At 61.6% G+C, this 25,210-nt stretch carries 12 protein-coding genes, 2 tRNA genes and 3 rRNA genes; 11 read left to right on the plus strand and 6 right to left on the minus strand.

Going from position 1 to position 25,210, the window contains the following annotated elements:
- The first annotated feature begins 35 nt into the window (after positions 1–35).
- Entirely contained in the window at positions 36–473 is a 438-nt protein-coding gene (locus TO66_RS03475) for a hypothetical protein (protein ID WP_044461019.1), read from the plus strand.
- Here the strand turns inward: TO66_RS03475 and TO66_RS03480 are convergent.
- The 6 genes from TO66_RS03480 to TO66_RS03505 form a co-directional block, all read right to left on the minus strand.
- Positions 470–1,396, minus strand: a complete 927-nt coding sequence (locus tag TO66_RS03480; RefSeq protein ID WP_044461020.1) for an ABC transporter permease — start codon at positions 1,394–1,396, stop codon at positions 470–472. The two genes, TO66_RS03475 and TO66_RS03480, sit on opposite strands and share 4 nt — an antisense overlap.
- Positions 1,396–2,502, minus strand: a complete 1,107-nt coding sequence (locus TO66_RS03485) for an ABC transporter permease (protein ID WP_044461021.1) — start codon at positions 2,500–2,502, stop codon at positions 1,396–1,398. Before TO66_RS03485 ends, TO66_RS03480 begins: the two co-directional genes overlap by 1 nt.
- 15 nt (positions 2,503–2,517) lie before the next feature.
- Complete coding sequence (locus tag TO66_RS03490; protein ID WP_044461022.1) at positions 2,518–4,077, minus strand: ABC transporter ATP-binding protein; 1,560 nt, start codon at positions 4,075–4,077, stop codon at positions 2,518–2,520.
- Positions 4,078–4,629: 552 nt separating this feature from the next.
- Positions 4,630–5,211: a YigZ family protein gene (locus TO66_RS03495; RefSeq protein ID WP_044461023.1), complete on the minus strand. Its 582-nt coding sequence runs from the start codon at positions 5,209–5,211 to the stop codon at positions 4,630–4,632.
- A gap of 12 nt (positions 5,212–5,223) precedes the next feature.
- Positions 5,224–5,886, minus strand: coding sequence for a TetR/AcrR family transcriptional regulator (locus tag TO66_RS03500; protein WP_044461024.1), 663 nt, complete (start codon positions 5,884–5,886; stop codon positions 5,224–5,226).
- 100 nt (positions 5,887–5,986) lie between these two features.
- A complete protein-coding gene (locus TO66_RS03505; protein WP_044461025.1) occupies positions 5,987–6,907 on the minus strand; it encodes a LysR family transcriptional regulator in 921 nt (306 codons plus the stop codon).
- 126 nt (positions 6,908–7,033) lie between these two features.
- Between TO66_RS03505 and TO66_RS03510 the strand changes: the two genes are divergently transcribed.
- The 10 genes from TO66_RS03510 to recD all read left to right on the plus strand — a co-directional run bounded on the left by TO66_RS03510 (position 7,034) and on the right by recD (position 25,205).
- Positions 7,034–8,383 carry an aspartate aminotransferase family protein gene (locus tag TO66_RS03510; RefSeq protein WP_044461026.1) on the plus strand — a complete coding sequence of 450 codons (1,350 nt, stop codon included), beginning with the start codon at positions 7,034–7,036 and terminating at the stop codon, positions 8,381–8,383.
- Between the two features lie 140 nt (positions 8,384–8,523).
- Entirely contained in the window at positions 8,524–10,017 is a 1,494-nt protein-coding gene (locus tag TO66_RS03515; RefSeq protein ID WP_044461027.1) for a CoA-acylating methylmalonate-semialdehyde dehydrogenase, read from the plus strand.
- A gap of 626 nt (positions 10,018–10,643) precedes the next feature.
- Positions 10,644–12,180 (plus strand): 16S ribosomal RNA (locus TO66_RS03520).
- Positions 12,181–12,245: 65 nt separating this feature from the next.
- Positions 12,246–12,322: transfer RNA gene (locus TO66_RS03525), tRNA-Ile, on the plus strand.
- Positions 12,323–12,348: 26 nt separating this feature from the next.
- Positions 12,349–12,424, plus strand: a tRNA-Ala gene (locus TO66_RS03530).
- 250 nt (positions 12,425–12,674) lie between these two features.
- Positions 12,675–15,566 (plus strand): 23S ribosomal RNA (locus tag TO66_RS03535).
- 151 nt (positions 15,567–15,717) lie between these two features.
- Positions 15,718–15,833: ribosomal RNA gene (gene rrf / locus TO66_RS03540) — 5S ribosomal RNA — on the plus strand.
- The 16S, 23S and 5S rRNA genes sit together here with 2 tRNA genes alongside, the layout of an rRNA operon.
- Before the next feature lie 164 nt (positions 15,834–15,997).
- The gene (recC, locus tag TO66_RS03545) at positions 15,998–19,450 is read left to right on the plus strand and encodes an exodeoxyribonuclease V subunit gamma (protein WP_044461028.1); all 3,453 of its coding nucleotides are present in this window, start codon (positions 15,998–16,000) and stop codon (positions 19,448–19,450) included.
- Positions 19,447–23,139: an exodeoxyribonuclease V subunit beta gene (gene recB, locus TO66_RS03550; RefSeq protein ID WP_044461029.1), complete on the plus strand. Its 3,693-nt coding sequence runs from the start codon at positions 19,447–19,449 to the stop codon at positions 23,137–23,139. Before recC ends, recB begins: the two co-directional genes overlap by 4 nt.
- Positions 23,136–25,205 carry an exodeoxyribonuclease V subunit alpha gene (gene recD / locus TO66_RS03555; protein WP_044461030.1) on the plus strand — a complete coding sequence of 690 codons (2,070 nt, stop codon included), beginning with the start codon at positions 23,136–23,138 and terminating at the stop codon, positions 25,203–25,205. The genes recB and recD overlap by 4 nt, the downstream gene beginning before the upstream one ends.
- Positions 25,206–25,210: the final 5 nt, after the last annotated feature.

Here is a 25,210-nt window from a genome sequence, read left to right on the forward strand (position 1 = left end):
GCCTGCGCGCTCCTTGAATCGATGGAGCGACACTTATGTGGACGACCGAGCAGTATCGGAAATTGGTCCGGGCCAGCGGCTGGTATGACCTGCTGGTGACCCTGGCCTTTGCCACCCCCTGGAGTTTCATGGCCCTGCACGGGCTGCTGCAGGATACGGCCCTGGCCTTGCACCTGCCGGGCAGCCTGCCGCCGTTCGAACCGGTGCACATGCTGATGGCCAACCTGATGGGTTCGATTGTCTGTGTGTGGGCGGTGCTGCGGATTCGCGATCCGCAGCAGGCGTTTGGCCGCTATGACGCAGTGGGGCGCATTCTTTTCGCCAGCTGGCAGCTGTATGCCCTGATGCACGGCGCCACGGCGTTGATCGGGGTGACCCTGTTCTTCGAGCTGGCCTGGTGCGTGGCGCAGTTGTTGCCGGTCAAAGGCGTCGCCGGCAACCCGGCTCCTGCGGGGCGTGCGCCGATCGTTTAATGCCCCGCCTGCCAGGGCTGGCCCAGGGACACCGGCGCGTACAGGCGGGTGCGCAAGGCGTCCCGGGACAGCAGCACCAGCACCAGGATGGTCGCGGCATAGGGCAGCATGGCCAGCAGGTTGGCCGGAATCGCCAGCCCCAGGCCCTGGGCGACCAGGTGCAGGATGCTGGCCAGGCCGAACAGGTAGGCGCCGAGCAGCAGGCGCCACACGCGCCAGCTGGCGAACACCACCAGCGCCAGGGCGATCCAGCCGCGCCCGGCGCTCATGTTCTCGGCCCACATCGGTGTGTAGGCCAGGGACAGGTAAGCCCCGGCCAGGCCGGCCATGGCGCCGCCGAACAGCACCGCGAGCGTCCGCACCCGCAGCACCGGCAGGCCCATGGCGCTGGCGGCGTCGGGGCTTTCGCCGACCGCCTGGATGATCAGGCCGACCCGGCTTTTCAGGATCACCCAGGCCACCAGGGCGAACAGGGCAAAGGACAGGTAGACCAGCAGGTCCTGGGCAAACAGCATGCGTCCGATCAGCGGGATTTCGCTCAGCAGCGGAATCGCCATGGGCTCGAAGCCGGCCAGGGGTTTACCGACCCAGCTGGCGCCGACGAAACTCGACAGCCCGACGCCAAAGATGGTCAGAGCCAGGCCGGTGGCCACCTGATTGGCGTTGAACACCAGCGCCACCAGGGCGAACAGCGCCGACAGCAGCATCCCGGCGAGCATCGCCAGCAGCACGCCGAGCCACAGATTGCCGCTGTTCAGGGCGACGATAAAACCGATCACCGCGCCAAACAGCATCATGCCTTCCTGGCCGAGGTTGAGGACGCCGCTCTTTTCGCAGATCAGTTCGCCCAGGGCCACCAGCAGCAGCGGCGTGCCGCAGCGGATCATGGCGTAGAAAATATTGCTCAACAGATCGATATCCATCACAGCGCTCCTGCCTGTACGGAAGAGGTGGCGAGGCGACGTGTCCAGCGCAGGTTCAGGCGCGGCCGATAGAGAATCAGCACGTCACTGGCCAGCAGGAAGAACAGCATCATGCCCTGGAACAACTGAGTGATGGCTTGTGGCAGGTTGAGGCTCATCTGCGCGTTTTCGCCACCGATGTACAGCAACGCCATCAGCAGGCTGGAAAACAGGATGCCGATGGGGTGCAGGCGGCCGAGAAAGGCCACGGTGATTGCCGCATAGCCGTAGCCGGGCGACACCTGGGGCACCAGTTGGCCGATGGGGCCGGTGACTTCGCACACCCCGGCCAGACCGGCCAGCCCACCGCTGATCAGCAGCGCCAGCCAGATCAGGCGCTTTTCGCGAAAACCGACAAAGCCGGCGGCGCGCTTGTCCAGGCCCAGCACCTTGATCTGGAACCCGACGAAGCTCTTTTGTAGCAGCACCCACACCGCTACCAGGGCCAGCAAGGCGAAATACACCCCGGCGTGCACCCGGCCATCTTCCAGGAGCAGCGGCAGGCGGCTGGCGTCGCCGAACATCGCCGACTCGGGGAAGTTGAACCCGCCCGGGTCTTTCAGCGGCCCGTGCACGCAGTACAGCAGCAGGTTCAGGGCGATGTAGTTGAGCATGATGCTGGTGAGGATTTCATTGGCATTGAAGTGCGTGCGCAGCCAGGCGGTGAGGCCGGCCCAGGCGGCGCCGGCCAGGGTTCCGGTGAGCAGGATCAGCACCAGCGCCCAGCGGCTTTGCAGGTCGATGAGGTGCACCGCCAGCGCGCTGCCGGCCAGCGCGCCGAGCAGCAATTGGCCTTCGGCGCCGATGTTCCAGATTCGCGCCTGATACGCCACGGCCAGGCCGAGGGCACAGAGCAGGATCGGCAGCGCCTTGACCAGCAGTTCGGAGACGCCATACAGGTCGCTGATCGGGGCAATCAGCAAGGTGTGCAAGGTTTGCAGCGGATCGTGGCCCAGGGCGATGAACAGCAGCGAGCCGCAGCCCAGGGTCAGGACCGCGGCCAGCAGCGGCGAGCACCAGAGCATCAGGCGCGATTGCTGGCCGCGGGGTTCGAGTGAAAGCAGCATAAATAAAGAGCTCCGTTACGCGGGCTGGGCGGACAAGTGGACGGGGGTATCGAACTGGCCGGCCATCCAGCCTCCGACTTCGATCAGGCTGGTGTCGGCGGTGGCCTTGAGCGCCGACAGGCGACCGCCGCACAGGGCCGCCAGGCGATCGCTGATCTGGAACAGTTCATCGAGGTCTTCGGAGATCACCAGGATCGCCGCGCCCGCATCGCGCAGCGCCACCAGGGCCCGGTGGATAGTCGCGGCGGCGCCGACGTCGACGCCCCAGGTCGGGTGCGCGGCGATCAGCAGCCTGGGGCGCTGGAGGATTTCCCGGCCGAGGATGAATTTCTGCAGGTTGCCGCCGGACAGGCTGCGGGCGGCGGTCTGGCTGTCCGGGGTTTTCACCGCGAAGCGGCGGATGATGTCTTCGGCCAGGGCCAGCACCTTGCCGCGCTGAATCAGGCCTTTGCTCACCAGGCCTTGCTGAAAGGCGGTCAGCAGCGCGTTGTCCGCCAGGCTCAGTTCCGGCACGGCGCCGTGGCCCAGGCGCTCGGCCGGGACGAATGCCAGGCCCAGGCCACGACGGGCGTCGGGGCGCAGGTGGGCGACGGCTTGCCCGGCGAAGCGCAGGGTGTCGGCTTGGGTGCGGCCAAGGCGCTGTTCGCCGCTGAGCAGGGCCAGCAGTTCGTCCTGGCCGTTGCCGGCGACCCCGGCGATACCGACGATTTCTCCGCTGCGCACGTCCAGGTCGATGTCCTTGAGCGAGCAGCCGAACGGATCCGGGTTGGGCCAGGATAGCTTGCGGACTTGCAGGAAGGCATTGCCGCCCCTGGCCTTGGGGTAGTCGGTGATCAGGCCCGCGGCTTCGCCGACCATCAGCCGCGCCAATTCCTGGTCCGAACATTGCGCGGGTACGCAGTGCCCGGCCACCCGGCCGCCGCGCAGCACCGTGGCGTTGTGGCACAGGGCGCGGACTTCGCCGAGCTTGTGGCTGATGAACAGAATGCTGCAGCCCTCGCTGGCCAGGCGGCGCAGGGTGACGAACAGTTCGTCGGCCTCTTGCGGTGTCAGCACCGAAGTCGGTTCGTCGAGGATCAGCAGGCGGATGTCCTGCATCAGGCAGCGCACGATCTCCACCCGCTGGCGCTCGCCGATGGACAGGCTGTGCACCAGGCGTTCCGGCTCCAGGGCCATGCCGTAGCGTTGCGAGACCTGGCGGATCTTCGGCTCCAGTTGCTTCGGCGTGCCGGCTGCGGCGCCCATGGCCAGGGCGATGTTCTGCGCCACGGTCAGGGTCTCGAACAGCGAGAAATGCTGGAACACCATGCCGATCCCCAGGCTGCGCGCCTGGGCCGGATTGCGCATCAGTTGACGCTGCCCCTGCCAGATCAGCTCGCCCGAGTCGGCCTGGGTCACCCCGTAGATGATCTTCATCAGGGTGCTTTTGCCGGCGCCGTTTTCCCCGAGCAGGGCATGGATCTCCCCGGGCTGGATGCTCAGGTCGATCCCGTCGTTGGCCAGGCAGCCGGGATACCGTTTGGTGATCCTGCACAGTTGCAGGCGGGGTGTCGCATCGGGGACGGGGTTTGGCATGACGGACTCGGGTGGCTGAACGTTATGCCGGTGGATAAAGCAATTTCCTGGCCAGTGAGTCAGGAAATGGCCGCGACCCCGAGGAACCGGGGTTGCGGGCGCCCTTTGCGGGTTTCCCGGTGCGTGTAGGTGGCACCAGTTCGGGGCGAGGTGCTTGAAAAGGCGGCAGTTTGCCCGAACGAGACTGGTCGAAAAATGATCAGGTGCCTGCAAGCCTTGCCGGATCGGCGGCTGGCGCAGCCTTGCACGGGTTATCCACAGCTTGCTCCACAGTATTTGTGTGCAAGCCCGAAAGTCGGGCATAAGCACTGTGGGGCTTTCTTCTAAACGCGATAAAACCAGCTAACTTACTGTTTTAGCTTGAAAAATATGTTTTTTGCGAGCGATTGGGCGAAAAGTGAGCAACCGCCGCAAAGCCACGTTGCAAAAGGGTTACAGAGGAGTGTGCTCAGGTTATCCACAGTCGGGTGCACAGCGGGTGTGGGCAAGTCGGTTATCCACCGGGCCGTTGTGCACAGGACGATTGTGCCGCGTGGGTGCGTATGGGGGCGCTCAGCGCTGCAAGAGGATGCGCCCGCGGCTCAGGTCGGCCAGTTGGCCCTGCAAAGTGGCGATCTGGCTTTCACCGAGCGCCAGTTGCAGCTCCACGCCATTGGCCGTGAAATGCTCCTCGACCACCAATCCGCCCAGGTCGGCGACCCGCAGCTTGACCAGGGCCAGTTCGCTGAAGCTGCAGGCGCAGTGCAGCGCGACCCGGCTGATCAGCTCGATGCGCTCGGCGCCTTGCAGGCACTTGTTGGCGCTGCCGCCATAGGCGCGGGCCAGGCCGCCGGTGCCCAGTTGGATGCCGCCGTACCAGCGAATCACCAGTACCGCGACCTGATCGCACTCCTGGGCCTCGATGGCCGCGAGAATCGGTCGTCCCGCAGTGCCGCCGGGTTCGCCGTCATCGCTGCTGCGGTATTGGTCGGCAAGTTTCCAGGCCCAGCAGTTGTGGGACGCGTTGAGGTCGCTGTGCCGTTCGATAAAGGCTTGGGCCTCGGCCGCGCTGGTGATCGGCGCGGCGAGGGCGATAAAGCGGCTTTTGCGAATCTCTTCGCGGTACTCGCAAAGGCCGGCGAGGGTAAAGGGCATGCGCGCTGTTCTTTATAAGGCTGGCTTGAGCCCGCAACCCTTGAGGATGATGCGGATCAGATTGTTGCCGGCGTCTTCCATATCTTGCTTGGTCAGCTTGCTGCGCCCGGTGACACGGCAGATCTGGGTGGCGAAGTCGGCATAGTGCTGGGTGCTGCCCCACAGCAGGAAGATCAGATGCACCGGGTCCACCGGGTCCATCTTGCCGGCGTCGATCCAGGCCTGGAACACCGCGGCGCGCCCCTGGAACCAGGCGCGGTAATCCTGGCTGAAGTACTCGCTCAGGCATTCGCCGCCGCTGATGATTTCCATTGCGAAGATCCGCGACGCCTGGGGCTGGCGCCGCGAGAACTCCATCTTGGCGCGGATGTAGCGGGTCAGCGCTTCGGCCGGGTCGTCGTCGGCGGTCAGGGTGTTGAAGGTGCTGTCCCACTGCTCGAGGATGTTGCTCAACACCGCGATATACAGCCCAAGCTTGTTGGTGAAGTAGTAGTGCAGGTTGGCTTTGGGCAGGCCGGCATTCTGCGCGATGGTGTTCATGCTGGTGCCTTTGAAACCGTGGCGGGCGAACTCGTCTTCGGCGGCCTTGATGATCGCCTCTTCATTCTTCTGGCGAATGCGGCTGGCGGGCTTGGCGGTGTGAGGGCCGGCGTGGGCTGGAACTTCAAGGGTCATAAGCGTTTCCGGGCTGTTCTGTGGGTGCACCGGTGCGTTGATAGCGCACCCACAGGCGTCAGACAAGTCTTATGGGCAGAAAACCTCGAAGCGCCTGCGGTCAGCGGGTGGCCGCCAGGCTTTCCAGGAAGCTTTCCAGCACCAGGTGAGGGCGGCGCCCCTTGCGGGTGACCGAGGCCAGGCTCAGGTCGTAGAAGCGCGAGCCGGGTTTGAGCGCACGCAACCGCCCCTGCTGGACCCACAGGCTGGCGTAATGGTCTGGCAGGTAACCGATGTAGCGTCCCGTGAGGATCAGGAACGCCATGCCCTCGCGGTCCGACGCGCTGGCCGTGCAATTGAGCGCCTGGTAATGGGCCTGGATCTCGGCCGGCAGGCGGAAGGTCGGCGCGATGGCGTCCTGCTCGTTGAGCCGCCGATCGTCCAGTTGCCTGTCGTCCACATAAAACAGCGGATGGCCCACCGCGCAGTACAACAGCGAGCGCTCGTCATACAGCGGCTGGTATTCCAGCCCGGACAAGGCGCTGGCCTGGGGCACCACGCCGACATGCAGGCGACCGTCGAGCACGCCCTGTTCGACTTCATTGGGGGCGATCATGCGGATCTGGATCTGCACGTCCGGCCCACGCTCCTTCAGTTGGGCCAGGGCATGAGTGATGCGCATGTGGGGCAGGGTGACCAGGTTGTCGGTCAGGCCGATGATCAATTCGCCACGCAGGTGTCGGTGCAGGCCGTTGACCTCGGTACGAAAGCTTTCCAGGGCGCTCAGCAATTGCAGGGCCGACTGGTACACCTCGCGGCCTTCTTCGGTCAGGGAAAAACCGGCGCGTCCGCGCTGGCACAGGCGCAGGCCGAGACGTTGTTCAAGGTCGCTCATCTGCTGGCTGATGGCCGAGCGGCCAATGCCGAGCACGGTTTCCGCAGCCGAGAAGCCTCCACATTCGACCACGCTGCGAAAGATCCGCAACAGACGGATATCGAAGTCGCTGACTTGTGCCAGCGGGTCGGCTCGGCGGCTGCTCATAGTTTAGTGAACCACTGACTGAAGGTTATAAAAGTTGGATTTCAACGACTTTATCGCCGTGGCAACTTAGCTGCAACAACGCTTTCCGATCCCTGCGCCGCTTATTGCCCTGCGAGGTTTTGCCCCATGAACATGCCTGAAAACGCTCCAGCTTCCCTGGCCAGCCAGCTCAAGCTCGACGCTCACTGGATGCCCTACACCGCCAACCGCAACTTCCAGCGCGATCCGCGCCTGATCGTTGCCGCCGAAGGCAGCTGGCTGGTCGATGACAAGGGGCGCAAGGTCTATGACTCGCTGTCCGGCCTGTGGACCTGTGGCGCCGGCCACACCCGCAAGGAAATCCAGGAAGCGGTCGCCAAGCAACTGAGCACCCTCGATTACTCGCCGGGCTTCCAGTACGGCCATCCGCTGTCGTTCCAGCTGGCGGAGAAAATCACTGCGCTGACCCCGGGCAACCTGAACCATGTGTTCTTCACCGACTCCGGCTCCGAGTGCGCCGATACCGCGGTGAAAATGGTGCGTGCCTACTGGCGCCTGAAGGGCCAGCCGACCAAGACCAAGATGATCGGCCGGGCCCGTGGCTATCACGGGGTGAACATTGCCGGTACCAGCCTCGGCGGGGTCAACGGCAACCGTAAGCTGTTCGGCCAGGCGATGTCGGATGTCGACCACCTGCCGCATACCCTGCTGGCCAGCAACGCGTTCTCCCGCGGTATTCCGGAGCAGGGCGGCATCGCCCTGGCCGACGAGCTGCTCAAGCTGATCGAACTGCACGATGCATCCAATATCGCGGCGGTTTTCGTCGAGCCTCTGGCCGGCTCCGCTGGCGTGCTGGTGCCGCCGCAGGGTTACCTCAACCGCCTGCGGGAAATCTGCGACCAGCACAACATCCTGCTGGTGTTCGACGAAGTGATCACCGGTTTCGGCCGTACCGGCAAAATGTTCGGGGCCGACAGCTTCGGCGTGACCCCGGACCTGATGTGCATCGCCAAGCAAGTCACCAACGGTGCGATTCCGATGGGGGCGGTGATTGCCAGCTCCGAGATCTACCAGACCTTCATGAACCAGCCGACGCCCGAGTACGCGGTGGAATTCCCTCACGGCTACACCTACTCGGCGCACCCGGTAGCCTGCGCAGCCGGCCTGGCGGCGCTGGATCTGTTGCAGAAGGAGAACCTGGTACAGAGCGTCGCTGACGTGGCGCCGCATTTCGAGAAGGCGTTGCACGGCATCAAGGGGACGAAGAACGTCATCGACATCCGTAACTACGGCCTGGCCGGTGCCATCCAGATTGCCGCGCGTGACGGCGATGCCATCGTGCGTCCGTTCGAGGCAGGCATGGCCCTGTGGAAAGCCGGTTTCTACGTGCGCTTCGGCGGCGACACCCTGCAGTTCGGCCCGACCTTCAACAGCAAGCCGCAGGATCTGGATCGCCTGTTCGATGCCGTTGGCGAAGTGCTGAACAAGCTCGACTGAGTTCAACCAAACCTGCAGGAGCCGAGCTTGCTCGCGATGGCGTCCGCAAAGGCGGTCGCGGCTTGGCTCCTCCCCTGTGACATCTCTATATAGCAGGCGCTCGTTCGCGAGCGCCTGTGGACCACTTCAGGAGTCCCCCGATGAGTGTTATCCCGCATTTGATCAATGGCGAACTGGTGACCGAGAACGGTCGCGCGGTCGATGTGTTCAACCCGTCTACCGGCCAGGCAATCCACAAGCTGCCGCTGGCCAGCCGTGAAACCATCCAGAGCGCCATCGATGTCGCCAAGGCGGCTTTCCCGGCCTGGCGCAACACGCCGCCAGCCAAGCGTGCCCAGGTGATGTTCCGCTTCAAGCAGTTGCTGGAGCAGAACGAATCGCGCATCGCCCAGTTGATCAGCGAAGAACACGGCAAGACCCTGGAAGACGCCGCCGGCGAGCTCAAGCGTGGTATCGAGAACGTCGAGTTCGCCTGTGCCGCGCCGGAAATCCTCAAGGGCGAATACAGCCGCAACGTCGGTCCGAACATCGATGCCTGGTCCGATTTCCAGCCATTGGGCGTCGTGGCCGGTATCACCCCGTTCAACTTCCCGGCGATGGTGCCGCTGTGGATGTACCCGCTGGCGATCGTCTGTGGTAACTGCTTCATCCTCAAGCCGTCCGAGCGTGACCCGAGCTCGACCCTGCTGATCGCCCAGCTGTTGCTGGAAGCCGGCCTGCCGAAAGGTGTGCTGAGTGTGGTGCATGGCGACAAGGCGGCGGTGGATGCGCTGATCGAAGCGCCGGAAGTCAAAGCGCTGAGCTTCGTCGGCTCGACGCCGATTGCCGAATACATCTATGCCGAAGGCACCAAGCGCGGCAAGCGCGTGCAGGCGCTGGGCGGCGCGAAGAACCATGCCGTGCTGATGCCGGATGCCGACCTGGATAACGCGGTCAGCGCACTAATGGGCGCAGCCTACGGTTCCTGCGGCGAACGCTGCATGGCGATCTCGGTGGCGGTATGCGTGGGCGATCAAGTGGCCGATGCGCTGGTCGCCAAGTTGGTACCGCAAATCAAGGCACTGAAAATCGGCGCCGGTACCTCCTGTGGCCTGGACATGGGGCCGCTGGTCACAGGGCAGGCTCGGGACAAGGTCAGCGGTTATGTCGAAGACGGTGTGGCGGCAGGCGCGACCCTGGTGGTCGATGGCCGCGGCCTGAGTGTGCCGGGTCATGAAGATGGCTTCTTCCTGGGTGGCTGCCTGTTCGACAACGTCACCCCGCAAATGCGCATCTATAAAGAAGAGATCTTCGGGCCAGTGCTGTGTGTCGTACGGGTGAACAGCCTGGAAGAGGCGATGCAACTGATCAACGATCATGAGTACGGCAACGGCACCTGCATCTTCACCCGCGACGGTGAGGCGGCGCGTCTGTTCTGTGACGAGATCGAAGTGGGCATGGTCGGGGTCAACGTACCGCTGCCGGTTCCAGTGGCCTACCACAGCTTCGGTGGCTGGAAGCGTTCGCTGTTTGGTGACCTGCATGCCTATGGTCCGGATGGCGTGCGGTTCTATACCCGCCGCAAGGCGATTACCCAGCGTTGGCCGCAGCGTGCCAGCCACGAAGCCTCGCAGTTTGCCTTCCCTAGCTTGTAAGCAAGTGGAAGAGAGCAAAGGCCGCCCCTTGGGGCGGCCTTTGCTTTTAAGGTGTTTTTGATCGATGTGACAGGTTTATGAAAATAAGTGTTGACGGCGGATTTTATCTCTCTATAATTCGCCCCAATTCCGGCGCAGTCGAAATGGAAAACTCCTTGAGATTCAACGAGTTAAGCGATTTTCGGCAGCGGTTAAGCTTCAGTTCATCGAAGCCCGAAGGAGTTGATAAGGCAGTAAGTTTTCGCCTTGTTGACGATTCGATCGTCTCGGTCGAAAGCGGAGAAAAAGAGGTGTTGACAGCAGTGTGTAACGCTGTAGAATTCGCCTCCCGCTGACGAGAGATCGGAAGCGCAAGTGGTTGAAGTTGCAAAGGAAACTTTGAAAACTTCTTAAAATAACCGCTTGACAGATACAGAGGCTGCTGTAGAATGCGCGCCTCGGTTGAGACGAAAGACTTAACCAACCGCTCTTTAACAACTGAATCAAGCAATTCGTGTGGGTGCTTGTGGAGTCAGACTGATAGTCAAAAAGATTATCAGCATCACAAGTTACTCCGCGAGAAATCAAAGATGTAACCAACGATTGCTGAGCCAAGTTTAGGGTTTTCTCAAAACCCAAAGATGTTTGAACTGAAGAGTTTGATCATGGCTCAGATTGAACGCTGGCGGCAGGCCTAACACATGCAAGTCGAGCGGTAGAGAGGTGCTTGCACCTCTTGAGAGCGGCGGACGGGTGAGTAATGCCTAGGAATCTGCCTGGTAGTGGGGGATAACGTCCGGAAACGGACGCTAATACCGCATACGTCCTACGGGAGAAAGCAGGGGACCTTCGGGCCTTGCGCTATCAGATGAGCCTAGGTCGGATTAGCTAGTTGGTGAGGTAAAGGCTCACCAAGGCGACGATCCGTAACTGGTCTGAGAGGATGATCAGTCACACTGGAACTGAGACACGGTCCAGACTCCTACGGGAGGCAGCAGTGGGGAATATTGGACAATGGGCGAAAGCCTGATCCAGCCATGCCGCGTGTGTGAAGAAGGTCTTCGGATTGTAAAGCACTTTAAGTTGGGAGGAAGGGTACTTACCTAATACGTGAGTATTTTGACGTTACCGACAGAATAAGCACCGGCTAACTCTGTGCCAGCAGCCGCGGTAATACAGAGGGTGCAAGCGTTAATCGGAATTACTGGGCGTAAAGCGCGCGTAGGTGGTTCGTTAAGTTGGATGTGAAATCCCCGGGCTCAACCTGGGAACTGCATCCAAAACTGGCGAGCTAGAGTATGGTAGAGGGTGGTGGAATTTCCTGTGTAGCGGTGAAATGCGTAGATATAGGAAGGAACACCAGTGGCGAAGGCGACCACCTGGACTGATACTGACACTGAGGTGCGAAAGCGTGGGGAGCAAACAGGATTAGATACCCTGGTAGTCCACGCCGTAAACGATGTCAACTAGCCGTTGGGAGCCTTGAGCTCTTAGTGGCGCAGCTAACGCATTAAGTTGACCGCCTGGGGAGTACGGCCGCAAGGTTAAAACTCAAATGAATTGACGGGGGCCCGCACAAGCGGTGGAGCATGTGGTTTAATTCGAAGCAACGCGAAGAACCTTACCAGGCCTTGACATCCAATGAACTTTCCAGAGATGGATTGGTGCCTTCGGGAACATTGAGACAGGTGCTGCATGGCTGTCGTCAGCTCGTGTCGTGAGATGTTGGGTTAAGTCCCGTAACGAGCGCAACCCTTGTCCTTAGTTACCAGCACGTTATGGTGGGCACTCTAAGGAGACTGCCGGTGACAAACCGGAGGAAGGTGGGGATGACGTCAAGTCATCATGGCCCTTACGGCCTGGGCTACACACGTGCTACAATGGTCGGTACAGAGGGTTGCCAAGCCGCGAGGTGGAGCTAATCCCACAAAACCGATCGTAGTCCGGATCGCAGTCTGCAACTCGACTGCGTGAAGTCGGAATCGCTAGTAATCGCGAATCAGAATGTCGCGGTGAATACGTTCCCGGGCCTTGTACACACCGCCCGTCACACCATGGGAGTGGGTTGCACCAGAAGTAGCTAGTCTAACCTTCGGGGGGACGGTTACCACGGTGTGATTCATGACTGGGGTGAAGTCGTAACAAGGTAGCCGTAGGGGAACCTGCGGCTGGATCACCTCCTTAATCGACGACATCAGCTGCTTCATAAGCTCCCACACGAATTGCTTGATTCATTGAAGAAGACGATTGGGTCTGTAGCTCAGTTGGTTAGAGCGCACCCCTGATAAGGGTGAGGTCGGCAGTTCGAATCTGCCCAGACCCACCAATTACTGGTGCACCCTGTAGCGATACGGGGCCATAGCTCAGCTGGGAGAGCGCCTGCCTTGCACGCAGGAGGTCAGCGGTTCGATCCCGCTTGGCTCCACCATTACAGATTGGTGTCCATCGTTTAAAGCTTAGAAATGAGCATTCCGCCCAAGTGGCGATGAATGTTGATTTCTGATCTTTATCAGAATCGTTCTTTAAAAATTTGGGTATGTGATAGAAAGATAGACTGAACACTACTTTCACTGGTAGTGGATCAGGCTAAGGTAAAATTTGTGAGTGGCTCTTAAGAGCATTGCGAATTTTCGGCGAATGTCGTCTTCACAGTATAACCAGATTGCTTGGGGTTATATGGTCAAGTGAAGAAGCGCATACGGTGGATGCCTTGGCAGTCAGAGGCGATGAAAGACGTGGTAGCCTGCGATAAGCTTCGGGGAGTCGGCAAACAGACTTTGATCCGGAGATCTCTGAATGGGGGAACCCAGCCAGCATAAGCTGGTTATCTTGTACTGAATACATAGGTGCAAGAGGCGAACCAGGGGAACTGAAACATCTAAGTACCCTGAGGAAAAGAAATCAACCGAGATTCCCTTAGTAGTGGCGAGCGAACGGGGACTAGCCCTTAAGTGGCTTTGAGATTAGCGGAACGCTCTGGAAAGTGCGGCCATAGTGGGTGATAGCCCTGTACGCGAAAGTCTCTTAGTCATGAAATCGAGTAGGACGGAGCACGAGAAACTTTGTCTGAATATGGGGGGACCATCCTCCAAGGCTAAATACTACTGACTGACCGATAGTGAACTAGTACCGTGAGGGAAAGGCGAAAAGAACCCCGGAGAGGGGAGTGAAATAGATCCTGAAACCGTATGCGTACAAGCAGTGGGAGCAGACTTTGTTCTGTGACTGCGTACCTTTTGTATAATGGGTCAGCGACTTATATTCAGTGGCGAGCTTAACCGAATAGGGGAGGCGTAGCGAAAGCGAGTCTTAATAGGGCGTTTAGTCGCTGGGTATAGACCCGAAACCGGGCGATCTATCCATGGGCAGGTTGAAGGTTAGGTAACACTGACTGGAGGACCGAACCGACTACCGTTGAAAAGTTAGCGGATGACCTGTGGATCGGAGTGAAAGGCTAATCAAGCTCGGAGATAGCTGGTTCTCCTCGAAAGCTATTTAGGTAGCGCCTCATGTATCACTGTAGGGGGTAGAGCACTGTTTCGGCTAGGGGGTCATCCCGACTTACCAAACCGATGCAAACTCCGAATACCTACAAGTGCCGAGCATGGGAGACACACGGCGGGTGCTAACGTCCGTCGTGAAAAGGGAAACAACCCAGACCGTCAGCTAAGGTCCCAAAGTTATGGTTAAGTGGGAAACGATGTGGGAAGGCTTAGACAGCTAGGAGGTTGGCTTAGAAGCAGCCACCCTTTAAAGAAAGCGTAATAGCTCACTAGTCGAGTCGGCCTGCGCGGAAGATGTAACGGGGCTCAAACCATACACCGAAGCTACGGGTATCACGTAAGTGATGCGGTAGAGGAGCGTTCTGTAAGCCTGTGAAGGTGAGTTGAGAAGCTTGCTGGAGGTATCAGAAGTGCGAATGCTGACATGAGTAACGACAATGGGTGTGAAAAACACCCACGCCGAAAGACCAAGGTTTCCTGCGCAACGTTAATCGACGCAGGGTTAGTCGGTCCCTAAGGCGAGGCTGAAAAGCGTAGTCGATGGAAAACAGGTTAATATTCCTGTACTTCTGGTTATTGCGATGGAGGGACGGAGAAGGCTAGGCCAGCTTGGCGTTGGTTGTCCAAGTTTAAGGTGGTAGGCTGAAATCTTAGGTAAATCCGGGGTTTCAAGGCCGAGAGCTGATGACGAGTTACCTTTTAGGTGACGAAGTGGTTGATGCCATGCTTCCAAGAAAAGCTTCTAAGCTTCAGATAACCAGGAACCGTACCCCAAACCGACACAGGTGGTTGGGTAGAGAATACCAAGGCGCTTGAGAGAACTCGGGTGAAGGAACTAGGCAAAATGGCACCGTAACTTCGGGAGAAGGTGCGCCGGTGAGGGTGAAGGACTTGCTCCGTAAGCCCATGCCGGTCGAAGATACCAGGCCGCTGCGACTGTTTATTAAAAACACAGCACTCTGCAAACACGAAAGTGGACGTATAGGGTGTGACGCCTGCCCGGTGCCGGAAGGTTAATTGATGGGGTTAGCTAACGCGAAGCTCTTGATCGAAGCCCCGGTAAACGGCGGCCGTAACTATAACGGTCCTAAGGTAGCGAAATTCCTTGTCGGGTAAGTTCCGACCTGCACGAATGGCGTAACGATGGCGGCGCTGTCTCCACCCGAGACTCAGTGAAATTGAAATCGCTGTGAAGATGCAGTGTATCCGCGGCTAGACGGAAAGACCCCGTGAACCTTTACTATAGCTTTGCACTGGACTTTGAATTTGCTTGTGTAGGATAGGTGGGAGGCTTTGAAGTGGGGACGCCAGTTCTCATGGAGCCATCCTTGAAATACCACCCTGGCAACTTTGAGGTTCTAACTCAGGTCCGTTATCCGGATCGAGGACAGTGTATGGTGGGTAGTTTGACTGGGGCGGTCTCCTCCTAAAGAGTAACGGAGGAGTACGAAGGTGCGCTCAGACCGGTCGGAAATCGGTCGTAGAGTATAAAGGCAAAAGCGCGCTTGACTGCGAGACAGACACGTCGAGCAGGTACGAAAGTAGGTCTTAGTGATCCGGTGGTTCTGTATGGAAGGGCCATCGCTCAACGGATAAAAGGTACTCCGGGGATAACAGGCTGATACCGCCCAAGAGTTCATATCGACGGCGGTGTTTGGCACCTCGATGTCGGCTCATCACATCCTGGGGCTGAAGCCGGTCCCAAGGGTATGGCTGTTCGCCATTTAAAGTGGTACGCGAGCTGGGTTTAGAACGTCGTGAGACAGTTCGGTCCCTATCTGCCGTGGACGTTTGAGATTTGAGAGGGGCTGCTCCTAGTACGAGAGGACCGGAGTGGACGAACCTCTGGTGTTCCGGTTGTCACGCCAGTGGCATTGCCGGGTAGCTATGTTCGGAAAAGATAACCGCTGAAAGCATCTAAGCGGGAAACTTGCCTCAAGATGAGATCTCACTGGAACCTTGAGTTCCCTAAAGGGCCGTCGAAGACTACGACGTTGATAGGTCGGGTGTGTAAGCGCTGTGAGGCGTTGAGCTAACCGATACTAATTGCCCGTGAGGCTTGACCATATAACACCCAAGCAATCTGCGAACTCGAAAGAGACCAGATTGCGGTGTGTGAAGACGCAAGAACCGAAAGTTCGTATTGCTCACAAAGCACCCGCTATTACATACCCATTCGCTGAGGCGTTACTCCTGTAACGAATCGGCTACCGAATTTCTTGACGACCATAGAGCATTGGAACCACCTGATCCCATCCCGAACTCAGAAGTGAAACGATGCATCGCCGATGGTAGTGTGGGGTTTCCCCATGTGAGAGTAGGTCATCGTCAAGATTAAATTCCGAAACCCCAATTGCGAAAGCAGTTGGGGTTTTGTTTTTTGTGCGACAAAAAATGCCTCATTCCTCGCAACACTCGCATTGGTCCTCTCAGCTGCCAGCCGTGCGCGACAGTGCTAAGGTTCGGCCCTAGCTTTTGCATTTTCCAAGGAAGCCTTTATGTCGGACGCCACGTCCCTCAGCGCTGGTTTTATGGTGGTTCATGGCAACCGCCTGGATGAGTTGCGCAGCCTGGTGGTCAGTTGGATGCGGCGTTATCCCCTGGCGCCCCTGGAGAATGAGATCGCCCTGGTACAGAGCAATGGCATCGCCCAGTGGCTGAAGCTGGCTTTGGCTGAAGATCCTGAAGAGGACGACATGGGCGGTTGTGGTATCGCTGCCGCTATCGATGTACAGCTTCCCGGCAGTTTCATGTGGCAGCTCTATCGCATGGTGCTGGGGCGCGATGAGATTCCGCCCAAGTCCCTGCTGGATAAAGCTCCGTTGACCTGGCGTCTGATGCGGCTTTTGCCTGAGTTGATCGACCAGCCGCACTTCGAGCCGTTGCAACGCTTCCTCACCCGGGACACGGATCTGCGCAAACGCTATCAACTGGCCGAGCGCCTGGCGGATCTGTTCGACCAGTATCAAGTCTATCGTGCCGACTGGCTGGAGGACTGGGCGGCAGGGCGGCATCAATTGCGCAGTGCCCGGGGTGAGGCCAAGGCCCTGGCTCCCGCCAATTGCTGGCAGGCCGAGCTATGGCGGGCCCTATTGCTGGATGTGGGTGAGGAGGGCATGGCGCAAAGTCGCGCCGGTGTTCATCAACGTTTCATCGAACGCATTCTCAGCCTGGAAACGGCGCCCCAGGGGCTGCCTTCGCGGGTCATCGTTTTCGGCATTTCCTCTTTGCCGGCACAGGCCCTCGAAGCCTTGGCCGGCTTGGCTCGTTTCAGCCAGGTCCTGCTGTGTGTGCATAACCCTTGTCGTCACCACTGGGCGGATATCGTCGCCGACAAGGACCTGCTGCGTCACCAATACAAACGCCAGGCACGCAAGGCCGAGATGCCTGTGGTGCTCGATCCGCAGAGCCTGCATCAGCATGCCCATCCGCTGCTCGCCGCCTGGGGTAAACAGGGCCGTGACTACATCAACCTGCTCGACAGCTACGACGATCCCAACAGCTACCGCTCGGCTTTTCGCGATGGGCGTATCGACCTGTTCAGCGAGAACCAGCCACAGACTTTGCTGAACCAACTGCAAGACGACATTCTCGAACTGCGCCCGCTGGAGGAGACCCGCCAGCTATGGCCGGCAGTCGATCTGCAGCAAGATAAATCGATTCGTTTTCATATCGCCCACAGCGCCCAGCGCGAAGTGGAGATTCTTCACGATCAGTTACTCGCGCGCTTCAGTGAGGACGCCACATTACGTCCCCGGGATGTGATCGTCATGGTGCCCGACATCGACAGCTACGCGCCGCATATTCGCGCAGTATTCGGCCAGTTGGAGCGGGACGATCGGCGTTTCATTCCATTCACCCTGACGGACCAGGGCCAGCGTGGTCGCGACCCCCTGCTGATTGCCGTGGAACACCTGCTCAAATTGCCGGACAGCCGCTTCCCCGTCAGCGAGATCCTTGACCTGCTGGATGTACCGGCACTGCGTGCCCGCTTTGGCGTGGATGAAGCCGATCTGCCCACCCTGCACCGTTGGATCGAGGGTGCCGGCATTCGTTGGGGCATGAACGCGGAGCAAAGGGCCAATCTCGGCTTGCCGCAGGCGCTGGAGCAAAACAGCTGGCGTTTTGGCCTGCGCCGCATGTTGCTGGGCTATGCCGTGGGCCGCTCCGAGGCTTGTGAGGGAATCGAGCCTTACGACGAAATAGGTGGCCTGGATGCGGCGTTGATCGGGCCGCTGGTCGCGCTGCTCGATGCGTTGGAAACGGCTTATCAGAGCCTTGCCTTGCCGGCTTCGCCACCGCAGTGGGGCGAGCGCCTGCAGGCGCTGATCCAGCAGTTTTTCCTGGCCAGCACCGAACATGACGACTATCTGCTGAGCCAGCTCGAAGACTTGCGCGAGACCTGGCTGGAAACCTGCGAGTCGGTCGGCTTGCATGACGAGTTGCCGCTGACCGTGGTCCGCGAGGCCTGGCTGGCCGGGTTGGACCAGGGGCGCTTATCCCAACGTTTCCTGGCCGGAGCGGTGAACTTCTGTACGTTGATGCCGATGCGCGCAATTCCTTTCAGGCTGGTATGCCTGCTGGGGATGAACGATGGCGATTATCCGCGGGCGCAACCGCCACTGGATTTCGACCTGATGGGCAGCGACTACCGGCCCGGTGACCGTTCGCGGCGCGAAGACGATCGTTACCTGTTGCTGGAGGCGCTGCTCTCGGCTCGCGACCAGCTGTACGTCAGTTGGGTCGGCCGCAGCATCCGTGACAACAGCGAGCGCCCGGCCTCCGTGCTGATCGGCCAGTTGCGCGATCACCTGGCCAGCGGCTGGAAGCTGGCAAACGCTCAGCAAGACCTGCTTCATGCCCTGACCCAGGAGCACCCTTTACAGCCTTTCAGTTCGCGTTACTTCCATGAAGGCGCCGGGCTGTTCAGCTATGCCCGCGAATGGCAACTGTTGCACCAGGCCCGGCCTGCTCCTCAAGCGCTCGAGCCGCTCGCGCCTTATGTCCAGGAGGAACCTTTGAGCCTGGGGCAATTGCAGGATTTCCTGCGCAACCCGGTACGGCATTTCTTCAGCCAGCGCCTGAAGGTGTTCTTCGAGTCGGTCGACGCGCCTTTGGCCGACGAGGAGCCTTTCGTGCTCGACGCACTGCAACGCTACAGCTTGAGCGACAGCCTGCTGGAGGCCGCGTTGGCCAGCGGCGATGATCCGCAGCCGGCTTTGCAGGCCCAGGCGCAACGGTTACAAGCCAGTGGCCTGCTGCCCATGGCCGGCTTTGGCGAGAGCCTGCAAAGAGAATTGATCGAGCCCCTGCCGGATCTGCTGCTGCGCTATCGGCAGTTGCTGGAGCTCTGGCCGACCCCGGTGGTCAGCGCCTCGCCGATTGTCCTTGAGCTCCAGGGCGTGAGGGTCGAGGGCTGGCTGAGTGGTCTTCACCAGCGGGGCGATGGCGGGTTGTTGTCGGTGACGACTATCCCCAACAGCATCGGCTCGCCCAAGACCCGCAAGTGGCACCGCCTGGTCCGGCCCTGGGTCAATCATCTGCTGGCCTGTGCCAGCGGCTATAGCCTGACCACCGCGCTGGTGGCCAGCGATGACACTCTGTTGCTGCCCCCCCTGGAGCGAGACGCTGCGCAGCAGACCCTGAGCGATCTGTTGCTCGCCTGGCAGGCAGGCATGTGCCAGCCGTTGCCGGTTGCGGTAAAGACCGCCTTTGCCTGGCTCGGTCAGGCCGACCCGGGCAAGGCTGAAGCGGCGGCCCGCAAGGGTTATGAAGGGGATGGCCAGACCACCGATGGCGAGCGTCGGGAAAGCCCGGCCCTGGCGCGTCAGTACCCGGACTACAACGCCCTGGTCGCCGATGAAACCTTCAGCGGCTGGGCCGAGGCGTTGTATCGCCCTCTGTTGCAGGCGCCTTGGCGCTCCACAGCGAATGGGGAGGCGCACGCATGAGCCGACAGGCACCTCTGGCCCTGGCATTTCCGCTGCGCGGCAGCCAGTTGATCGAAGCCAGCGCCGGTACGGGCAAGACCTTCACCATCTCGGCGCTGTACCTGCGGCTGGTGTTGGGGCATGGCGGCGAGGAGGCCGGGTTCGGGCGTGAGTTGCTGCCGCCACAGATCCTGGTGGTGACTTTCACCGATGCGGCCACCAAGGAGCTGCGCGAACGGATCCGTACCCGCCTGGCTGAAGCCGCACGCTTCTTCCGGGACGAAACCGCCGCCCCCGATACCTTGATTGCCGAGCTGCGCGAGCAATTCGCGGTCGAGCAATGGCCGGGTTGCGCCAGCCGCCTGGATATCGCCGCGCAATGGATGGACGAGGCTGCGGTCTCGACTATCCACAGTTGGTGCCAGCGCATGCTGCGCGAGCACGCCTTCGACAGCGGCAGCCTGTTTACCCAGACCCTGGAAACCGATCACAGCGACTTGCTGGGCGAAGTGCTGCGTGACTACTGGCGGCTGTTTTGCTACCCGATGCAGGGCGATGCCTTGAACTGGGTACGGGCCAACTGGGGCGGCCCCGCAGCCTTGTTGCCCAGGGTGCGCGCGCTGTTCGGCAGTGAACCTGAGGCGCGCGAGGAGCGCACGCCGGCACAACTGATCGAGGCCTGCCTGCAGGAGCGCCGCTCGGCGCTGGTGCAACTCAAGGCACCCTGGCGGCAATGGGCGGCAGAGCTGCGGGAGATCTGCCTGCAGGGCGTCGCGAGCAAGGCGGTCGATGGCCGCAAGATGCAGGCCCGCTACTTTGAACCCTGGTTCGAGAAGATCGAGGCCTGGGCCGCGGACGACAGCATCGAGCAGCTGGATATCGGCACCGGCTTCAGCCGCCTGACGCCCGATGGCATGGCCGAGGCCTGGAAGGGCGAGGCACCGAGTCATCCTGCGCTGGAGGCGATGTCGAGCCTGAAAGCCGCACTCGATGCCTTGCCCAGTCCGGATGCCGCAGTGTTGCAACATGCTGCGCGCTGGGTCGGTGCGCGCTTCGAGGAGGAGAAGCGCCGACGCGCCGAGATGGGCTTCGACGACATGCTGCTGCGCCTCGATGCCGCCTTGCAGGCCGAAGGCGGCGAGCGCCTGGCGACGCTGATTCGCGAGCAGTTCCCGGTGGCTCTGATCGATGAATTCCAGGATACCGACCCGGTGCAGTACCGGATCTTCGAGAGCATCTACCGCATCGAGGACAACAGCCCCGAAACCGGCCTGTTCCTGATCGGCGACCCCAAGCAGGCGATCTATGCCTTCCGTGGCGCCGATATCTATACCTACCTGCGCGCGCGCCAGGCCACCAGTGGCCGGCTGCATACCCTGGGCACCAACTTCCGCTCCAGCCATGCCATGGTCAAGGCGGTGAACCATGTGTTCGAACGGGCCGAGTGCCGCGAGCAAGGTCGTGGCGCGTTCCTGTTCCGGGAGCCCGGCGGAGAGAACCCCGTGCCGTTCCTGTCGGTGGCCTCGCAGGGGCGCAAGGAGCAGTTGCAGGCCGACGGGCAGGGCGTGCCGGCATTGAACATCTGGCACTTGCCCGCCGAACAACCCATTTCCGGAGCGCTGTACCGCCAGCAATTGGCCGCGACCTGCGCCAGCGAGATCGTCGCCTTGCTCAATGGCGGGCAGCAGGGGCGTGTCGGATTCATGCGCGACGGCCAGCCTTTCAAAGGGGTGTTGCCGGCGGATATCGCGATTCTGGTGCGCGACGGCAAGGAGGCCCAGGCGGTGCGTGGCGAACTGGCCGCGCGTGGAGTTCGCAGCGTGTACCTGTCGGACAAGGACTCGGTATTCGCCGCCCAGGAAGCCCATGACCTGCTGGCCTGGCTCAAGGCCTGCGCCGAGCCGGACGTCGAACGCCCGCTGCGCGCGGCCCTGGCCTCCATTACCTTGGGCCTGCCGCTGGTCGAGCTGGAGCGCCTGAACCAGGACGAACTGGCCTGGGAGGGACGGGTCATGCAGTTTCGCGGGTATCGCCTGATCTGGCGGACCCAGGGCGTGCTGCCGATGCTGCGACGCTTGTTGCATGACTTCCAGCTGCCCCAGGCGTTGATCGCCCGCAGCGATGGCGAACGGGTCCTGACCAACTTGCTGCACCTGTGCGAACTGCTGCAGCAAGCGGCCGGCGAACTGGACGGCGAGCAGGCGCTGATCCGTCATCTGGCCGAGCATCTGGCCTCTTCCGCCCAGGCGAGCGAAGAACAGATCCTGCGTCTGGAAAGCGACGAACAACTGGTCAAGGTGGTGACCATCCACAAGTCCAAGGGCCTGGAGTACCCGCTGGTATTCCTGCCCTTCATCTGTTCGGCCAAACCGGTGGACGGCAGCCGCCTGCCGCTGCATTACCACGATGAGTCGGGCAAGGCGCAGATGACGCTGCGGCCAACCCCGGAGCTGATCGCCCAGGCCGACGACGAGCGCCTGGCCGAAGACCTGCGTCTGCTCTATGTGGCCCTGACCCGTGCCCAGCATGCGTGCTGGCTGGGTGTCGCGGATCTCAAGCGCGGCAACCACAGCAGCTCGGTGCTGCACCTGTCGGCCCTGGGTTACCTGCTCGGCGGCGGCGCGCGGTTGAGCGAGTCCGCGGGCTTGCTCCGCTGGCTGCAAGACCTGCAACAAGACTGCGCGGCCGTGAGTGTCAGCGAGTTGCCGAACCCTTCCGGCATGCGCTTCCATCCGCCACGCAACGACGCCACCCTGCTGGCTCCGCTGGAGCCCAAGCGGCGGGCCGCGGAAAACTGGTGGATCGCCTCCTACAGTGCCTTGCGCATCAGCGACACCCTGGGTGCCGGCAACACCGAGGCGCCGGAGAGCCCCCAGGCGCAAAAGCTCTTTGACGACGAGCGTCTCGATCCCGATGCGCCCCGCGAGGTGATGGCCAGCGGTGCGGATATCCATCGTTTTCCCCGCGGGCCGAATCCGGGCACCTTCCTCCACGGCCTGCTGGAATGGGCCGGTGACGAAGGCTTCGGCGCCGACCCCGCGGCCATCGAGGACGCCATCGCTCGCCGCTGCAACCGCCGAGGCTGGCAAGGCTGGATTCGTACCCTGAGCGACTGGTTAGGGCACCTGTTGCGACTGCCCCTGCCTGCCGGAGCGGGGCAGCCGCCCGTGGTGCTTGCCGAGTTGGCCCGCTACCGGGTGGAGATGGAGTTCTGGTTCGCCAGCCACAAGGTCGATGTGCTCAAGCTCGACGAGCTGGTGCGCCAGTACACGCACCAGGGCACGCCCCGGGTGACGGCCGAGCCGGTGCTGCTCAACGGTATGTTCAAGGGGTTCATCGACCTGACCTTCGAGCACGCCGGGCGCTATTACGTGGCCGATTACAAATCCAACTGGCTGGGCGTGGACGACGCCGCCTATACCGAGCAGGCCATGGAACAATCGATTCTCGATAACCGCTACGACCTGCAATACGTGCTGTACCTGCTGGCCTTGCACCGTCAGCTGCGGGCGCGCCTGGCGGATTACGATTACGACCGCCACGTGGGGGGCGCCCTGTATCTGTTCCTGCGGGGCACGGGATCGGCCAGTCGCGGGGTGTTTTTCACCCGGCCGCCCCGTGAGCTGATCGAGCGCCTGGACCGCTTGTTCCAGGGCAAGCCCGAGCAGCCTCGCGCCGAGCCGGCCTGGGAACAGGGAGTATTGCTGTGAACGAGGATCTGCTGACTCCGCTGGACCCCCAGCACGACCTGGCCCCCCTGGTGCGAGCCGACGACCTGCTGGTGTTGCTCGACCGTTGGGTCGAGCGTGGCTGGCTGCGTGCGCTGGACAAGGCTTTTGTGTCTTTTCTCCATGAACTGGAGCCGCAAGGCGATCCGCTGGTGTTGATGGCCGCGGCGCTGACCAGCCATCAACTGGGCCACGGGCATGTCTGCCTGGACCTGTTCGAGACGCTCAAGGAGCCGGATTTCGCCCTGTCCCTGCCGCCGGAAGGGGATCAGCCAGGCACCGCCACGGTGTTGCCGTCACAAGTGCTGGCGACGCTGGACGGTGCGCACTGGTGCAAGACCCTGGCGGCCAGCGACCTGGTTGCGCTGGCGGCCGATCCGGGCGAGCAGGCTCGCCAGCGGCCTTTGGTGCTGTCGGGCAAACGCCTTTACCTGCGCCGTTACTGGAGCTACGAACGGCGCATCGACCATGCCTTGCGCCAGCGCCTGGCGGTGCGCGAGGACACTCCCACGGACCTGGCCGAGCGCCTGGCTGGCCTGTTCGGAACAGCCAAGGGGGCGGGACCGGTCGATTGGCAGAAGCTGGCCTGCGCCCTGGCTACCCGCGGTGCGTTCAGCATCATCACCGGCGGTCCGGGCACCGGCAAGACCACCACGGTGGTGCGTCTGCTGGCCCTGCTTCAGGCCCCGGCGGTCGAGGCCGGCAAGCCATTGCGTATCCGCCTCGCGGCGCCTACCGGCAAGGCGGCGGCGCGGCTGACCGAGTCCATCAGCCTGCAAGTGCGTTCGCTGTCGGTCGCCGACGGCGTGCGCGAGAAGATCCCCAGTGACGTGACCACGGTGCACCGGCTGTTGGGCAATCGTCCCGGCACCCGGCACTTCCGCCATCATGCCGGCAACCGCCTGCCGCTGGATGTGCTGGTGGTGGACGAAGCCTCGATGATCGACCTGGAGATGATGGCCAACCTGCTCGATGCCCTGCCGATGCATGCGCGCCTGGTCTTGCTGGGGGACAAGGACCAACTGGCCTCGGTGGAGGCCGGCGCGGTGCTTGGCGACCTGTGCCGGGATGCGGAGGCGGGGTGGTACACCCCGCAGACCCGTCAATGGCTCGAGGCGGTCAGTGGCGAGCGGCTGGCGGACAGCGGCTTGCAGGAGGACGTGACAGGCAGCCACCCATTGGCCCAGCAGGTGGTGATGCTGCGCCACTCCCGGCGTTTCGGCGAGGGCAGCGGCATCGGCCAGCTGGCGCGCTGGGTCAATCAGCAACAAGCCGAGGAGGCCCGCCGCCTGCTGGCCGCCCGCAGCCATGCCGACCTGTATGGCTTGAGCCTCAAGGGCGAGCAGGATCGAACCCTGGAACGCTTGCTGCTGGAAGGCCATGGCGACGGGCCGCAGGGCTACCGGCATTACCTGAGCCTTTTGCGCAGCCAGCGCCCGCCTGCCGGCACGGCGCTGGAAGATCCCCGCTGGACGGAATGGGCCCGCGATGTGCTGTCGGCGTTTGACCAGTTCCAGTTGCTCTGTGCGGTGCGCAAGGGGCCCTGGGGTGTCGAGGGGCTGAACCAGCGGATCACCGCCGCCTTGTTCAAGGCGCGCCTGATCGAAAGCGACCAGCAGTGGTACGAAGGTCGCCCGGTGCTGATGACGCGCAACGATTACGGCCTGGGGTTGATGAACGGCGACATCGGCATCGCGCTCAAGCTGCCGGAACACGAAGGGGGGCAGGACGGGCGCCTGGTCCTGCGCGTGGCCTTCCCGCGCAACGATGGCCAGGGCGGGGTGCGTTTCGTGCTGCCAAGCCGGCTCAACGACGTGGAAACCGTGTACGCCATGACCGTGCACAAATCCCAGGGCTCGGAGTTTGCCCACACCGCGTTGATCCTGCCCGAGGTGCTGAACCCGGTGCTGACCAAGGAGCTGATCTATACCGGCATCACCCGGGCCAAGGACTGGTTCAGCCTGATCGAACCGCGGGCCGGGGTGTTCGAGGAGGCCGTGCGGCGCAAGGTCAAGCGCCTGAGCGGGTTGATGCTCGACCTGGGGTGAGTGCC

Origin of the sequence: Pseudomonas sp. MRSN 12121 (assembly GCF_000931465.1) — a bacterium.
Lineage (GTDB): Bacteria > Pseudomonadota > Gammaproteobacteria > Pseudomonadales > Pseudomonadaceae > Aquipseudomonas.